The sequence below is a fragment of the Streptomyces sp. 2A115 genome (assembly GCF_052245575.1).
GTDB lineage: Bacteria > Actinomycetota > Actinomycetes > Streptomycetales > Streptomycetaceae > Streptomyces.
The window spans coordinates 1-13,724 of sequence record NZ_JBQQCG010000089.1 but is presented as its reverse complement, the minus strand read 5'-3'; the positions used below and the strand labels follow the sequence as shown (position 1 = coordinate 13,724).

At 71.3% G+C, this 13,724-nt stretch carries 10 protein-coding genes; 3 read left to right on the top strand and 7 right to left on the bottom strand.

All coding sequences use genetic code 11. The features are described 5' to 3' along the window. Window positions 1-11: 11 nt before the first annotated feature. The 4 genes from ACTWQR_RS45785 to ACTWQR_RS45770 are packed head-to-tail and all read right to left on the bottom strand — an operon-like array spanning window position 12 to window position 7,868. Window positions 12-4,364: an SAV_2336 N-terminal domain-related protein gene (locus ACTWQR_RS45785; protein ID WP_443233244.1), complete on the bottom strand. Its 4,353-nt coding sequence runs from the start codon at window positions 4,362-4,364 to the stop codon at window positions 12-14. Beyond that, complete coding sequence (locus ACTWQR_RS45780) at window positions 4,364-5,395, bottom strand: AAA family ATPase (protein WP_443233243.1); 1,032 nt, start codon at window positions 5,393-5,395, stop codon at window positions 4,364-4,366. Before ACTWQR_RS45780 ends, ACTWQR_RS45785 begins: the two co-directional genes overlap by 1 nt. A 29-nt stretch (window positions 5,396-5,424) precedes the next feature. Beyond that, complete coding sequence (locus ACTWQR_RS45775; protein ID WP_443233242.1) at window positions 5,425-7,368, bottom strand: VMAP-C domain-containing protein; 1,944 nt, start codon at window positions 7,366-7,368, stop codon at window positions 5,425-5,427. Further along, the gene (locus tag ACTWQR_RS45770) at window positions 7,365-7,868 is read right to left on the bottom strand and encodes a CU044_2847 family protein (protein WP_443233241.1); all 504 of its coding nucleotides are present in this window, start codon (window positions 7,866-7,868) and stop codon (window positions 7,365-7,367) included. The genes ACTWQR_RS45775 and ACTWQR_RS45770 overlap by 4 nt, the downstream gene beginning before the upstream one ends. Before the next feature lie 179 nt (window positions 7,869-8,047). Here ACTWQR_RS45770 and ACTWQR_RS45765 point away from each other — a divergent pair, with 179 nt between their 5' ends. The 3 genes from ACTWQR_RS45765 (at window position 8,048) to ACTWQR_RS45755 (ending at window position 11,353) form a co-directional block, all read left to right on the top strand. After that, complete coding sequence (locus ACTWQR_RS45765) at window positions 8,048-8,230, top strand: DUF6104 family protein (protein WP_443233240.1); 183 nt, start codon at window positions 8,048-8,050, stop codon at window positions 8,228-8,230. A gap of 1,007 nt (window positions 8,231-9,237) precedes the next feature. After that, on the top strand, window positions 9,238-10,281 hold the full coding sequence (locus ACTWQR_RS45760; RefSeq protein WP_443233239.1) for a DUF4097 family beta strand repeat-containing protein: 1,044 nt from the start codon (window positions 9,238-9,240) through the stop codon (window positions 10,279-10,281). Window position 10,282: 1 nt separating this feature from the next. After that, window positions 10,283-11,353: a helix-turn-helix transcriptional regulator gene (locus ACTWQR_RS45755; RefSeq protein ID WP_443233238.1), complete on the top strand. Its 1,071-nt coding sequence runs from the start codon at window positions 10,283-10,285 to the stop codon at window positions 11,351-11,353. Between the two features lie 181 nt (window positions 11,354-11,534). Here the strand turns inward: ACTWQR_RS45755 and ACTWQR_RS45750 are convergent, their stop codons facing one another. The 3 genes from ACTWQR_RS45750 to ACTWQR_RS45740 all read right to left on the bottom strand — a co-directional run bounded on the left by ACTWQR_RS45750 (window position 11,535) and on the right by ACTWQR_RS45740 (window position 13,383). After that, window positions 11,535-12,134, bottom strand: a complete 600-nt coding sequence (locus ACTWQR_RS45750; protein ID WP_443233237.1) for a Clp protease N-terminal domain-containing protein — start codon at window positions 12,132-12,134, stop codon at window positions 11,535-11,537. After that, on the bottom strand, window positions 12,134-12,343 hold the full coding sequence (locus tag ACTWQR_RS45745) for a helix-turn-helix domain-containing protein (RefSeq protein WP_033282107.1): 210 nt from the start codon (window positions 12,341-12,343) through the stop codon (window positions 12,134-12,136). Before ACTWQR_RS45745 ends, ACTWQR_RS45750 begins: the two co-directional genes overlap by 1 nt. 74 nt (window positions 12,344-12,417) lie before the next feature. Further along, window positions 12,418-13,383: a zinc-binding dehydrogenase gene (locus ACTWQR_RS45740; RefSeq protein WP_443233236.1), complete on the bottom strand. Its 966-nt coding sequence runs from the start codon at window positions 13,381-13,383 to the stop codon at window positions 12,418-12,420. Window positions 13,384-13,724 lie beyond the last annotated feature (341 nt).

The window sequence follows — 13,724 nt, the reverse complement described above, 5'->3', positions numbered from 1 at the left end:
CGGGCCCCTCGTCATGGGGTGCCCGGCGGGTCGTAGTAGACGGCCAGATGCTGGGACCATGCGGCGTCAGGATCACCGGCGGCGCTCCTGACCCGCAAGTTCCTTATGCGGGCAAGGAGTTCACGGGCGGTGCCCGACTGCCGGAGCAGCTCTTCCGTCCACTCGTAGACGTTGCCGCAAACGGCATGCAGCGGCGCACGGCTCCACAGGATGAGGGGGAAGCCTAGGGCCCGAGCCGAGTCGAGCCCCGTGTCCACAGAACCTCTGCCGTGCAGACACCCCACCGGCACGGCCGTCAGGGGTGCCGTGCTCAGACGTCTGTACAGGTCGCGCGTCGCGGCCGGCGACGTCATCGTGTCCAGCGACGTCATCCGCACGTCTTGCAGAGGTCCCCGAGCCACCCCTTCCCACCGCGCTTTCCGTTCCCGTGAGCGGCTCTGGCTGACGCGGTCGTGACTGCGTACGAAGACGTGGCACTCATCCCCGAGGGCCGGAGACGTCTCCGACAGCCGCCAGCTCTCGACACGGAGGTTCCACAACAGCCCGGGCGGCAGGGAGAACTGGACCGACGGAGTGGCTCCTTCGAAGTCGGAGTGCAGCAACGCGGCCGCCAGATGTGGCCGGAGCTGAACCTCCACCTCGCTCAGAGGCACAGGCGCACCGCCCGCCATGTCGGCCGATTCGCCATCCCTGACCAGAAGGACCCGCCAGGCCAAGGCCCCGGTGTCGGTGCGCTCGATCTCGACGAGGACAGAGGCTCGGGCAGATACCGAAGCGGTCTCCGCCCTTGCCAGGACGGCCGCGACGGCCCGCCGTCGAGCCTCGTCCTTGTGCTGGGCGTTGTCCGTGACCCAGGCACGCAGGCGGGCGAGTGCCGGGGACCAGTCAGCGTCGGGGTGGTCCGCCAACCGGACCCAGAGGCGCGCCGCGTACATCAGCGCGAGGTCCGCCCAGTCACCCCGTGGCAGATGTCCCACGCCGTCCCGCCAGCTGTAGGGCCGGTAACGGTCCACCCCGCGCTCCCCGAGCAGGTCACTGACCATGTCGGGGCTGCCGGGCGGCGGCAGTCCGGCAAGGATTTCGTACAGTTCGGTGCGCTGGACCGACGACAGCTTGCCGACCGCGGACCAGCGTGCGGCCAGCCATGTCTGAAGGCCCGTCCACGTCATGTTCGACCCGCGCGTACGGAACCGTTCCGCGTGGTGCCGGTCATGGGCGCGCACGATTGAGTGCCACAGTCCGGCCCCCTCGTCGCCAGAGGCGCACAGGGCGCGCAGGGCCGCGATGCGCACCACCCTGACACGCGCCTCGCCGTCGACCGATGCCCCGTCCAGGACCACGCCGATGAGCTCGCCGTCCCGCTGGTCGATGACAGGGCTGCCCGAAGCCGCGGGAGGGGGAACCCGTTCGGCGCTGACCCTCAACACGTCTCTGCCCAGTTCCCCCGCCATCGCCACGCTCACCGTGGTCATACGTGGCGCGTCCGTCGGCCCGGTCGTGCCGTACAGGGTCGCCTCGCCTATGGGCACATGCGGCTTGTCGGTGAGCCACAGACAGTCGGGATCTACCGCTCCCGGCACCCGAAGCAGCGCCAAGTCGCCCACCTCTCGGACCTGTTCGACCCGGTAGCGCTGCCCGTCCATCGTGGTGACGCCGACGGCGGAGTGTCCGTCCGGGCCGCGGGCCTCCTGTCGCTGCCCGACCACGCTCGCGCAGGTGACCACCCAGCCGGGTGCCAGGAAGAATCCGCTGCCTGTCCTCGCACCACTCGGAGTTCCCGGGGCGTCGACCCGGACGACGGCGCGGCGGACGAGTTCCTCACGGTCGGCGTCATGAACGAACGGCTCGTGCGTGGCGGTTGAGCCCATCCGCAGGGTGTCGACCTTCTGCGCCCACCTCGTGTCGCGGGAGGTGATCAGGACGTGGCCGCCGCTGAGGAGAAGGTCCGACGCGTCCTCCGGGTCGTCCCAGCCGTCCAGGACGACCAGCCAGGAAAGACCGGCCGCTCCCAGGTCGCGGAGGAGCTCCCCGACCCGTTCACGGGACTCCGGGGCAGGCACGAGTTCGGACGCGAACTCCGCCAGGGTCTCGACACGTGCTGAGCGGTCGTCGGCGCGGACCCACCACACGATGTCGTACTCGTCTCCGTGACGGTGCACGTACTCGGCGGCGAGCTGTGACTTGCCGGACGCGGACGAGCCGACCAAAGCGCAGGCGGCCGAGCGGTGATGGCGGCTCGTCAACTTCTCCCGGAGTTGTCCGAGCAGCTCCTGCCGGTAGACATATCCAGGCGTACGCGCGGGCACCTCGCCCCGGACGATCCGCGCGGGATCCGGGAAGGGCGGGCTCTGCCGCGTCCCGGGCGCGTACGCACTCTGCGGGATGCCGAGTCGCTTGAGCAGCCGCCACCTGGCCAGGGCTTCGCCCGCGTGCGAGAGGGTCAATCGTGGCAGGGAGAACCGGAACGGCAGGGCACTCTGCACGTCGACGGTGATGAACTGCCGGTTGCGCTCGAAGCGGTCGAGGAAATCCAGCCATGCGTCGCCACTCCCCTCGTAGCAGTCACCCACCAGGAGCAGCACGGGCCGTTCCGGATGCCGGTCACGCAACCGCCCCAGGACCGCGTCGAGCCGCACCGCGTCCCCCCACTTCCGCCAGTTCACCTCGTGCCCGCACGAGGCCAGCACGTAGGTCAGCCAGGTCACCCACGGCGTCTCCGCGGCGGTGTAGACGATTTCGACGGTCTCCCGCTGAACGGGCTGCTCCGGCGGCGGAGCGACTCCGTACCGCCCCACCACCAGCGCCGAAACCTCGGCGAACGCCTCGGGCACCGCCTCCACACCCTCGAGTGGCGGCTCGACCCCACTCAGGCGGGCCAGGGCGAGAGCCGGGAAGTTCCGGGCCCGCCTGCCGAAGTACCGTTCCACATACTCCCCGCAGTGCTTGAGGACCAGCAGCGCGTCCCCCTTGGCCAGCAGCTGAAGGAGCAGCTCCCGTACGCCGGGCCGGAATTCGTACCAGCCCTCTTCGGGGCCCCGTTCCAACAGCCCGCTCAGCAGCACTTCGGCCAGTACCGTCGGCCCGCTCCGCGGCTGCATCGCCCGCTGGACGAGCTGCATCACGGGCAGAGTGAGCGGGACGGCCGAGAAGGCGACGGCGAGGGACGTGGCCTGGCGGGAAGCGGTGCGGCGGAAGGCGGCGACGAGGGTTTCGGCATCGGCGGCAGGGTGGGCGGGACGCGGCGGTGAGGCGGGGTGGGCGGCGTGCACCCAGGCCGCCGCGCCCGGCAGCGAGAGACCCGTACTGCCGGAGAGCAGCCGCGCCCAGACACCGAGGGCGGTACGCGTGGGGGACAGCACGGGCACGGGCAGTGCGCCGGGCGGGGAAGAGCCGTCCGCCGGCGTGAACTCAAGGCGTGCGCCGAGCCCTTCACGCCGCCGTAGCCTTCCGGGCAGTGCCGGCAGGTGCGTACGGCGCCACATGCGCTGCGGCAGGGGCTGGAGGAGCGCGACGGGCGCCACCTGACCCCAGTGGTGCAGTAGCCGCTGCATCTGTCCGGAACGCCACAGCGGTCCGGCGCAGTCGCTGAGTACCAGCGTCAGCTGTCGCCCGGTGGGATCACGCAACTGTTCCGCGGCACGGAGCTGAGCGTCCGGATTCCGCGAAGTACCCACGCCCAGCCGCCCGTCGGCGCCCTCGTGGACGTAGTGCACCGGAACCTCACGGAAGGCTCCGAGCCCCGCACAGATCTGCGCCAGTTCCTCGAGTGTGCTGTCCCATACGGCGGTTGACGTCGAGGCGTCCATGAGGAGCCGCAGCCGGGCCTCGCGACGGGCGTCGGCGCGCAGCACGGGAAGCAGCAGCCGCGTCTCGGCCGCCCGTTCCGCGGTGGCCTGCTCGTCGATTCGGTGGGCGGGGGTGCGAACGGGCGGGTGGTAGCGCTGGAGGGGGCGCAGCGCCCGTTGGAGACCGAGGGAGTGCGGAAGCGCGGTGGCCATGGGGACGTGTACGCGTACGAGGCTGTCGTCGTCCGGCGCGTCGACGGGAGTCCGCCGGGCGGGGCCCGGCTGGTCCGCGTACAGACGAGTGCGGTCGGGAAGTTCGAGGGTGGTGGCGCCGGGAGCTGTGGCCGGAGCGTCCGGCGGCGACCAGGTGAGCGGGGTGTGCCCGGCGTCGGAGAGCTGTGGCTCCACCGGCTCCTGCGGCTCGTCCTGGCGTACGTCAGCGTCTGCCACGTGCCGGGCCAGCCACAACGCCTCCGCCAGCTCGCGCGCCGACGGCTCGGCGCCGAGCGAGACGCGCAGCCGCTCGGCCAGGTCGTTCAGCAGGTCGTCGGACACCCGGGGCGCAGGTGTGGCGGGCATCAGCGCGCCCCGTGCTCACCGTGGTCGAGCGGCCGCATCAACAGCTTCGCGAGCCGCCGCCGATCCGGCTCGCTGTCGCGTACCGCCTCCTGGGTGAGGTAGATGGCGTTGAGGAGCTGGTCGGCGGCGCGCAGTGAGCCGGGGCTGGACTGGAGGAACGACGAGATCAGCTCATCGTTGGCGGCCATGTCGCCGTCGCCGAAGTGGGCACGGACCATGGCGCCCAGGCGCGCGGCGCCCCACTCGTCGTTCCGTGGCGAGGGCAGGTCGAGGTGGAGGCAGCGGCGGAGCAGAGGAGCGGGGAAGTCGCGCTCGCCGTTGCTGGTCATGACGACGATGGGGAAGGCACGGCAGCGTACGCGCCCGTCCTTGACCGGTGCCCGCTCGTCGTCGTCCGTGAGGACGGGGACCTTGGACTGGCGGCGGGCGATGCGCTGCAGCTCGGCGATTCGGAACTCGCCCTCTTCCAGAGCGTTCAGGAGGTCGTTCGGCAGGTCGATGTCGCTTTTGTCGAGCTCGTCGACGAGGAGCACGCGCGGGCGCTCGTAAGGCAGCAGGGCGGTGCCGAGCGGGCCGAGCCGCAGGTACTCCCCGATGTCCTCGGTGTACGGCTCCCCCCGCTCCTTGGCCATCTGCATGTCCTGGAGCCGGGCGATCGCGTCGTACGTGTAGAGGCCGTCTCGCAGGGTCGTGCGGCTCACGATGGGCCAGTGCAGCACTCGGCCGAGACCCAGTTCGTGGGCGATGGCATGGGCGAGGGTGGACTTGCCGGAGCCGGGGTCTCCGGTCACCAGGAGCGGGCGGCGCAGATAGAGCGCCGCGTTGATCAGCTCCAGCTCCTCCGGGCGCCAGGCGAGCGAACGCAGGCCATGGGTGCCCAGACGCCGGGTGGACTCGGTGCCCAGCCGGGGAGCCCCGTTGATGACGGGGCCGCCGTCGAAGTCCCGCCACGGCGGCGGGTCCGGCAGTCCCGCGACGCCGTCGTGCTGTTCGCCGTCGCCCCGGAAGATGAACCAGTCAGGGGTCGTCACGAGGGTTCTCCTTGGGGTGGTCCGGTCCGTCACGAGGGGGAGTCCAACAGGTCGTCGTAGTGGGGGATGGGGCGGCGCGGATCGTCGTAGAGAAGCGCGAGGTGTTCCGCCCACTCCGCTCCCTGGTCCGCCAGACTGACGCGCTCACGCAGCACCCTCAGCGCTTCCGGCAGGGCGGTCGCCCCCTCCGCCCCGCTCAGCAACTCCGCGGCTCTGGTGTGCAGTTCGTCGCAGGGCTCGCCACAGCCGTACGCGTGCTCAGCGGTGAGACTCCACAGGGCGACGCCGTATCCGGCACCGATCGCCTCGGCCAGCGAGTCGACGCTCTCGGCCGGGGTGCGGCACATCACGGGCACCGTGCCGGGCGGCGCCGTGTCGAGTGCTTCCTTGGCGTAGACGGGCGAGTGCACGGGCAGCGCCTTGAGACTGCCGTCCAGGACACCGCTCCAGCGCTCCCGCCACACGTCGGCCGGTTCACCGCGCCGTTTCGAACTGCGCAGGACGACCTGCCGGTGCACTCCGAAGGGCCGGTCGGCGGCGTGCGGTCTGATCCTGCGGACGACCGGGCCCCACGCGTGCGCGTCCATGTCGAAGTGCTCGACGGGCAGCGCGAGTTCGAGCCGCGCCCGGCGCTCCCCCGCGTCGAGCAGCCCGAAGGCCCGGCTCAGCGGCGCGTTCAGCACGTACGGCAGCTCCGTGCGCGAGACGCCCTCTCCGTCCGTGTCCTGGTCCAGAACCTGCGCTGTGTCAGCGCCGCCGTACCAGGACCAGACCCGCCAGTGGAAACGGTCCCGCGGCCGGAAGACGTCCGGTTCCAGCTCAACGGCCACGACGGGGTGTTCACCGTTGTCACTCGCGAGCGGGCGCGGGGTACTCACCGGCGGGCGGTGACAGTGGGGCGCGTACTCGGACATGTCCTTCTCGATCAGCAACGCCCGCAGGTGATCGGGCAGTCGACCGGCTCGCCGCTCCACCCAGCGCTCCAACTCGCCGGCGGCGGCGCACGCGTTCGCCCGCGCCACCGCCCGCAGGTAGTGCAGCGAGCGGATGTCGACGTCATCCGGCGTGTCGTACAGCCAGCCCTGACCGTCGCGCCAGTCGACGGGAGCCGTCTCGTCCTCCCACAGCGGCTCGTAGCCGAGCACCCGGGCGATCAGCCGCCGCAGGCCGGCCGACGACTCGGGCCGCGGCAGGGCGGCCAGCAGCGCGGACGCCTCGGCGCTGTCCCGAGGCACCCAGTTCCGCAGACCACCGTCGCGCGTCTCGTCCTGCGCCCGCACCCACGACTGACTGCCCGCGACGCGCTGGTGCCAGCGATCGTGCTCGCGGATCAGTGCCGCGTACGGGTCACTGCCCAGGCCGTTCTCGCCGCCCACCGGCCGCGCCTCGCGGAAGCCGCGCAGCGCTGTCGCCGAAACGGCCAGACCGCCGTCCTTCTGAGCACGACGCGCCTTGACGACGCCCGCGACCACGCCGTGCTCCCGGTCCAGCAACGGTCCGCCGGACGCGCCATGCGGGATCTCCATCTGGGGCGCGAGGGTAAGGCCGTACGAGCCGTCGCGGCCGTTGCACTCGCTGTGTCCGCTCCAGCGCTGAGGCTCCCCGTTCGGCGGGATGCGCCAGCCGAACGCGGTGATTCGGTGCGGCGGGTCGTACCGGTCGGTCAGCCGTACGCAGGCGTGGGGTGCATCGGGCGGATCCTCGAGCAGCCGTACGAGCGCCAGGTCCTGCTCGGGATCGGCGCCGCCGCCGAGCCAGTAGCCGAGCCGGGCCCGGGCCGTCAGCTGGTGCCCGTGCACGCGCAGCGTGCCGACGTTCTCCGGCCCCTTGTCGAGGGGCAGGATGTGCGCGCAGGTCAGCACCCAGCCGGGCGCGACGAAGAAGCCGCTGCCCCATAAGGTGCCGGGCGCGGTGTCCGGACCGATCCGCACGGTGGCGCGGACGGCCAGTGCGTCGAGGCGGCCCGCGGTCATGCGGGAGCGGGATCCTGGCCGCCGAGGATGACGGCGGGCACGCTCGCGATGCCGGCCTCCGTCACGGCGCTGCTCGCGCTTGTGGCGCTGTCCGCGCGCACGGTGCCATCGGCGTTCTCGGTACCACTCGTGCCGCCTGTGCCGTCCGCGCTCGCGCCACTGTCCCCACGCCAGGTGAGGGTGACGGAGAGGGACGCCTTGGCCTCTCCGTCAGCGAGGAGCGCGACTGCCTTGCCCGGCTTCAGCACCAGTTCGACGCCAAACGTCGCGCTGACCTCATCGGGCCGAACCGCGCGCGCCGCGCCGAGTACGGCGCCGCCGACGCCCCGGACCAGTTCGTTGAGCTGGTCGACACGGGCTGCCATGTGCTCGGTGGCGCCGACGTCCTCGTAGGCGAAGTCGCCCTCGCTCCCGGGCATCTCCTCGGGTGCGATCACACTGACCCGGGCGAGCACCTTCTCCCCTCCAGGCAGCTCGATCTCCTGGATCTTCCTCTCCATGGCTCCCCTCGTGCCGCCCACCAACTCCCGGAAAACCGGCTTCTGTTGGCGTTCGTGGATCTCGGTACGCCCATTGTGCCCGTCCACGCGCGCGTCGGAGCCGGTTCGGCCAGGTGCGGTCGGGGATTCGATTCCGCATAACCTGGAGAGGTCAGAACCACGCCCCCAGGAGAGCACCCGTGTACTTCACCGACCGTGGCATCGAGGAACTGGAGAAGCGGCGCGGCGAGGAGGAGGTCACCTTCGAGTGGCTCGCCGAGCAGCTGCGTACGTTCGTCGATCTCAATCCGGACTTCGAGGTACCGGTGGAGCGGCTGGCCACGTGGCTGGCGCGTCTGGACGACGAGGAGGACGAAGGGTAGGGGCTTCGCCGGACGGGGGTCGCGCTGGGAGGACTTGCGGCGGGTGCGGCTCCGCAGGCCGGACTCGCTCGGAGGGTGCGCGAGCCACGCCTGCGTCGGGCGGGGCGTAGGTATGACGGGAGCGGCGAGTTTTTCGGCGCGGGCTCTCCACGGGACAGATTGTTCCGGCATGCGGCTTGTTCCGGCATGCGGCTTGTTCCGGCCTGCGGCTTCGCCTCCTGCAGATGCTCCCCGGGCCGGGCCTTCCCGGCCGGGTCCAGGTGCGGGTCCGGGCCTCACTTCCGGGCACGGGTCCGGGCACGGGTCCGCGCACGTCCCGAATGCGCCTTCCTCTCCGCTCGCGGGCTCCTTTGCCACCTGGCAGGGAGCCAGTGCCACCCGCCAAGGAACCAGTCGCACGGGCGCATGAAGTCGTACGCCAATACGAGCGCCCGTGCGCCGGCAGCAGCGCCCCGCCGTGATCCAGCCGCCGCTGCGCAGCCGTGCTCTCCCCAGGCGGTGAGCGACTAGTCAGCCGCCAACTGGGCGAGGGCGAGGGTGAGCGCGCTGGCCGGGGGCTGCCCGGCCAGGGGAGCCAGGGGCCGCCGGCCGGCCCTTTCGACAGGGCGGGCGTCGGGCTGAACGTGGGCCACCTCGCCGAGGTGGTCGGCGGGTTCGCCGGGGGTGATGCCCAGGCGGGCTGCGAGGGTGCAGCCGCTGTGAGTCGGCGTCCCACCAGAGAGCGAGTACGGACCAGGGAGCGCCGACGGCGAGGGCGGTGACCCCAGCCGGTGAGGACGCTGTCGACCGGTTCGTCGCCGTGCGGCCAGGGCTTGCCCTCGGGGCCGGCACGCTCCACTCCCGGCTGACCGAGTGGGCATTGATCGTGATTTTTCAATTTTGTTCCGATTGATCCCTCCTGGATCACCGGAACGAGTGCCTTGACTTCCCGGATCCGCGATATATCGTGTCTATTGGAAGACGCGATATGGCGTGTCGTGTCCCACCCCGTCGAGGAGGTCAGCACCATGTCCGAGTGGTCCGTCGCAGAGCCCAGGAAGCTCACGTTCGACGAACCGGTGACGGCTCTCCATGTGCGCATCGCCAATGGAACGGTGAACGTCGTGGGTGTCGACGAGGGTTCCCCTCGACTGGAGGTGTCCTCGATAGAGGGACCACCCTTGATGGTGACCCAGAAGGACGGCACTCTCACGGTCGCGTACGAGGACCTGCCGTGGAAGGGCTTCCTCAAGTGGCTCGACCGCAAGGGCTGGCGCCGCAGCGCGGTGGTCTCCGTGGCGGTTCCGGCGCGTACCCACGTGGAGGTGGGCGTGGTCAGCGCAACCGCCGTGATCTCCGGGATCGACGGGCGCGCGGTCGTGAAGGGCGTCTCCGGCGACACGACACTCGTCGGACTCTCGGGCCCGGTCCGCGCGGACACGGTGTCCGGGAACGTGGAGGCACAGGCCCTCGCCGGCGACCTCCGCCTCAACTCCGTCTCCGGCGACCTGACCGTCATCGAGGGCTCGAGCCCGTCCGTGCGGGCCGAGTCGGTCAGCGGCTCCCTGATCGTCGACCTCGACTCGGCCGGCCGCCCCAGCGACATCAGCCTGACCAGCATCTCGGGCGAGATCGCCATCCGCCTGCCGCATCCGGCGGACGCGGAGGTCGAGGTGGACACGGCCAGCGGTACCGTCTCCAGCGCCTTCGAGGATCTCCGGGTCGGTGGCATGTGGGGCGCCAAGAAGATCACGGGCAGGCTGGGCGCGGGGAACGGACGGTTGAAGGCGACGACCGTCTCCGGCTCGATTGCGCTGCTACGGAGGCCTCCGGCGGAGGACGAGCCGTGGGACGAGGAGGCGGACTGGCAGGCCGGGGCAGCAAACACCACCCCGCCCACCGAAACGACCAACGGTTCTGCCCACAGCCCGACCAACGGTCCTGCCCATACCCCCACCAACGAGCCTGCTCACACCCCCATAGGCGGGCCTGCGCAGAGTCCCAGCGGCGGATCCACCCCCAGCCCGAGCGGCGAATCGCCCGAAGGCCCGACCCAAGCGAAGGGGCTCTGACATGGCACCCGTCTTTGCCCACGGCCGCCTGCGGCTCTACCTGCTGAAGCTGCTGGACGAGGCGCCGCGCCACGGGTACGAGGTGATCCGACTCCTGGAGGAGCGCTTCCAGGGGCTGTACGCGCCGTCGGCCGGCACCGTGTACCCCCGGCTGGCCAAACTGGAGGCCGAGGGCCTGGTCACGCACACCACCGAGGGCGGCCGCAAGGTGTACTCGATCACCGACGCGGGCCGGGCCGAACTGGCCGACCGCAGCGGTGAACTGGCCGACCTGGAGCTGGAGATCCGCGAGTCGGTCGCGGAGCTCGCCGCGGAGATCCGTGCCGATGTCCGGGGCGCGGCGGGCGACCTGCGCCGCGAAATGCGGGCGGCGGCGACCGAGGCGCGGCGGGGTTCAACGGGGGCCGGCGCCAAGGGCCCTCGGAGTGAACACGAGAGTCCCATCGGGGACTTCACGGAGTTCGGGGACAAGGAGGCGTGGCGTGCCGCGAAGGAGGAGATGCGCCGCGTCAAGCAGGAGTGGAAGGAGCAGGCCCGGCGCGCCAAGGACGAGAGCCGACGGGCCCGCGAGGAGGCCCAGCGGGCACGCCACCAGGCCAAGGAGGCGCAGGAGCGGGCCCGGGCCCAGGCTCAGGAGGAGTTCCAGCGCGTCGCAAAGCACGTACAGGAGCAGGTGCAGGACCACTTCGCACGGGGTGACTGGCCGACGGGCGTCCGTGAGGGTCTCACCGAACTGGCCAAGGAATTCGGGGAGTTCGGAAAGGGCTTCGGCAAGGACTTCGGCAAGGACTTCGGGAAGGACTTCGGCTTCGGCCGGCCGGAGACGAAGAAGCCCGACTACACGGTCACCCCTGAGGACTTCCCCGCCGACTACGAACCCGCCTGGGCCCACGAGGACTCCACGGGCGACCCCGCCCGCGATCTCGACCGCCTCCTGGACCGCTTCCGCGACGACATCCGCGACACGGCCCGCGACCACGGGGTGACGGAGGAGCAGCTACGCGACGCCCGCCGCCACTTGTCGACGGCGGCGGCGCACATAGCGGCGATGCTGCGCACACCCAAAGCCTGAGCGGAGGCCCGCCACGGGGGCGGGAACCGGAGCGCGGGCAGGGGAGGCGGGGACGTGGGGCAGAGGGCGCGGGGCAGAGGGCGCGGGGCAGAGGGCGCGGGGCGGGTTCGAGGCGGACCAAGCCCGAACCGCCTCGGCCCTCTCCCCCCTCCCCCACCTGGCCCTCCCCCTCCCCCTCCCCTCAGCCCGCCTTAGCCTCTCCCCCGCCATACAGCACCCGCCGCAGCGACGCGTACGTCACCCCATGGTCGGCCAGCACCTCCGCGGGAACGCCAGGGCGGGCGGTGAGAGCGAGGAGGAGGTGCTCGTCGCCGATGCACCGGTCCCGCTGGGCGAGAGCCATACGCAGAGATTCCGTGAGGAGATCCTTGGCACCCCGAGTGAACGGACGATGCCCGCCGACAAACCCGGACCACCACCCCTTCCCTCGTCCGCCCTCTCCCCCGCCGCGCTTCCCCTCAGCCGCCAACGCACCCTCACCATGCGCCTCTTCGACCCGGGAGACGATTTCCGTGAGATCGATACCGAGGCCGGACAGCGCGTCCGCGTCGGCACGGGACAGCCCGCCCCGGCGCCGCGCCTCGGCCAGGGCCCGCTCGACGGACTCCCTGCGACCCGCGAGCCCCAGCGACGCCAGGGCGAACGAGCCGCGAGTGGCCTCACGGTCGAGCAGGGCCAGCAGCATGTGCTGTTCCTCGACCGCCTCCGCGCCCAGCCGCTCGGCGTGGCCGACCGCGCCGAGTACCGCCGCGCGGGCGTCCTTGGTGAACCGTTCGAACATCACTGCCTCCCGTACTTCTTGTGCACGGCCTGCCTGCTGACACCCAACTCCGCGGCGATCTCCTGCCACGACCAACCCTGATTGCGCGCACTGCGCACCTGCACCGCTTCGAGCTGCTCCACCAGTCGCCGCAACGCGGAGACGGCCCGCAGCCCGATCCGCGGATCGCGGTCGCCCGCGCGCTCGGCGAGATCCGTTGCTTCGGTCATGGTGTCAACGTAGGTTGACACACCCCTCGGTGTCAACCGGAGTTGACGCCCAGGGGTGTGCGGGAGGCGTCGGATCAGGGGGCCGTCAGCACGACCTTGCCGAAGAGTTCGCCGGACTCCATCCGTTCGAAGCCCTCGCGGGCCCGGTCCAGCGGAAGGACCTCGTCGATGACAGGACGGACGCCGGTGGCGGCACAGAAAGCCAGTAGGTCCTCGAGTTCGTCCTTCGTGCCCATCGTGGAGCCGACGATCTTGAGTTCGAGGAAGAAGACGCGGGTCAGTTCGGCATGCGAGGGGCGGTCGCCGCTCGTGGCACCCGAGATGACCACGGTGCCGCCGGGCTTGAGGGACTTGACCGAGTGGGACCATGTGGCGGCGCCGACGGTCTCGATGACGGCGTCCACGCGCTGCGGCAGCCGGGCCCCGGACTCGAAGGCCTCCACCGCGCCCAGTTCGACGGCCCGCTTGCGCTTCGCCTCGTCACGGCTGGTGGCGAAGACGCGCAGCCCCGCCGCCTTGCCCAGCACGATCGCGGCGGTGGCGACACCGCCTCCGGCGCCCTGGACGAGAACCGAGTCTCCGGGACGTACGCCCGCGTTGGTGAAGAGCATGCGGTACGCCGTCAGCCAGGCCGTGGGGAGACAGGCGGCCTCTTCGAAGGAGAGCTCCTTGGGCTTCGGCAGGACGTTCCAGACGGGCACGGACACCTGCTCGGCGAACGTCCCCTGATACCTCTCCGTGAGGATGGAGCGCGGCTCCTTCGGCCCCACGCCGTGCCCCGTCTGCCCGATGACGGAGTGCAGCACGACCTCGTTGCCGTCCTCGTCGACGCCTGCCGCGTCGCACCCGAGGATCATCGGCAGCTTGTCCTCCGCGAGCCCCACACCACGCAGCGACCAGAGGTCGTGGTGGTTCAGGGAGGCGGCCTTTACGTTCACGGTCGTCCAGCCGGGACGGGCCTCGGGGGTGGGCCGTTCCCCCAACTCGAGGCCGTTCAAGGGCTGGTCACGGTCAATGCGGGCAGCGTAGGCAGCGAACATGCTTCGACCCTAGGCTCCGCCCCGCCCCAACGGAACCACAGCTCTCCGTGACACATGTCCCGCGCCGGAACCGCCCACCGTGCCGGCGGGGACGGTTGAAGGGGGCGGGTGCGTGGGGGTGCATGTGGCCGGCTCCGTTTCCCCCAACCCCACCCCTTCCCGAAACTGGAGGCTCCGCCCCCAGACCCCGGCCGGGGAGGGGTGGCTGGGGGCAGTGTGTTCGCTGCGGGTGGGTGGGGGCTTGTCGCGCAGTTCCCCGCGCCCCTTACGGGGCGCACCTGACTGGGCCGCAAGCCGTCAGGGCCCCCAGGGCCCCAGCCCTCAGGGCCTCCGCCCCCACC

What these genes read in the sequence shown, in the direction of transcription:
- ACTWQR_RS45785 (WP_443233244.1), bottom strand. Translation starts at nt 4,364, where the DNA reads ATGCCCGCCACACCTGCGCCCCGGGTGTCCGACGACCTGCTGAACGAC.
- ACTWQR_RS45775 (WP_443233242.1), bottom strand. Translation starts at nt 7,368, where the DNA reads ATGACCGCGGGCCGCCTCGACGCACTGGCCGTCCGCGCCACCGTGCGG.
- ACTWQR_RS45770 (WP_443233241.1), bottom strand. Translation starts at nt 7,868, where the DNA reads ATGGAGAGGAAGATCCAGGAGATCGAGCTGCCTGGAGGGGAGAAGGTG.
- ACTWQR_RS45760 (WP_443233239.1), top strand. Translation starts at nt 9,238, where the DNA reads ATGTCCGAGTGGTCCGTCGCAGAGCCCAGGAAGCTCACGTTCGACGAA.
- ACTWQR_RS45755 (WP_443233238.1), top strand. Translation starts at nt 10,283, where the DNA reads ATGGCACCCGTCTTTGCCCACGGCCGCCTGCGGCTCTACCTGCTGAAG.
- ACTWQR_RS45750 (WP_443233237.1), bottom strand. Translation starts at nt 12,134, where the DNA reads ATGTTCGAACGGTTCACCAAGGACGCCCGCGCGGCGGTACTCGGCGCG.
- ACTWQR_RS45745 (WP_033282107.1), bottom strand. Translation starts at nt 12,343, where the DNA reads ATGACCGAAGCAACGGATCTCGCCGAGCGCGCGGGCGACCGCGATCCG.
- ACTWQR_RS45740 (WP_443233236.1), bottom strand. Translation starts at nt 13,383, where the DNA reads ATGTTCGCTGCCTACGCTGCCCGCATTGACCGTGACCAGCCCTTGAAC.